General features: G+C 73.8%; 1 pseudogene. It reads left to right on the plus strand.

Features of this window, described 5'->3' with window-relative positions:
* Positions 1 to 318: 318 nt before the first annotated feature.
* Positions 319 to 1,092 (plus strand): annotated as a pseudogene (locus QH283_RS24635) (hypothetical protein); the annotation flags it as partial.

Below are 1,092 nucleotides of genomic sequence, written 5' to 3' on the forward strand. Positions count from 1 at the left end.
CAGGAATTGCCACGGGATCCGGTTGCCCGCAAACGCTCCTATGTTTACGGCGGACTGAAGGGCTAACTGGGTTGCGCGAACGTCTTACCCGCCCGCTCCGCAGCGGCGAGCCAGAACTGTTTACTCAGCATCGCCCGCTCCCTCGGTCTTGCGGGTGCGGGTGCGAGTGGTCTTAGGCTTCACCTCACCGGCATCGGTCTTCTACGCGGGCGCACTGGCCGGGTTGGGCAGCAGACCCCCCGCGGCAGCGATCCCCCCACGCCCCGAGAACGCCAACCCCGCCCCCCCGGGGCGGGGGCCCACACCATCTCCGGTTTCGTGGCCAGGCTCGGCGATCCCGCGGGCATCCCGGTCGACGACGGCGAGGCCTACCGGGCCGAGGACCTGGTCGCCACCGCGCTGTTCTGCCTGATCAACCTGACCACCGAGCATCTGTCCGGGGCGGCGGAGTTCTTCGCGACCCATCCCGGCGACTGGCCCGCCGAGCACGTGCGGGCGCTGCGCGAGGCGCTGGACTATCTCGGCCTGAAGGCGGTCGTGCTGACCAGCGAGGCCGGTCTGCCCTCCGCCGGCACCGGCGCGCCGGGCAAGAAGTTCGCCTACGACGCCGCGCGCGCCGCCCTGACCGCCGTGCTCGCCACCCCCGCCGGACTCACCCCGCCCGACCCGACCACGGCCGAGAACTCCACGGTGGTCACCGACGTCATCCCCGCGGTGCCCGCCCCCGAGCCGCAGCAGGCCTACTCGGCCGCGATGCCCGCTCCGGCGGTGCCGCCGGCCGCCGTCACCGCCGTGTCCTCGGACGCGGCGGCCGCACAGCAGGCGGAGTCCGGCCCGGCGGCCCCCCTCGCCGCACCGCAGACCACCGGCGCCGACCCGGTGACGGCCGGACCGAAGAGCGACGGCGGCAACAAGATCCCGGTGCTCGTCGCTGTCGCCGCGCTGACCGGGCTCGTCCTCGGCGGCATCGGCGTCGCGGTACTGCTGCAGGACGAACAGACCCCAGCGCCGCCGAACCTGTCCGACGCGCAGTCCCCGGCGTCGAGCACCCACGCGCCGCCCGCCACCGCCGAGAGCCCGACCCGGAAATCC

Origin of the sequence: Nocardia farcinica, assembly GCF_029867845.1 — a bacterium.
Taxonomy (GTDB): domain Bacteria; phylum Actinomycetota; class Actinomycetes; order Mycobacteriales; family Mycobacteriaceae; genus Nocardia; species Nocardia farcinica_A.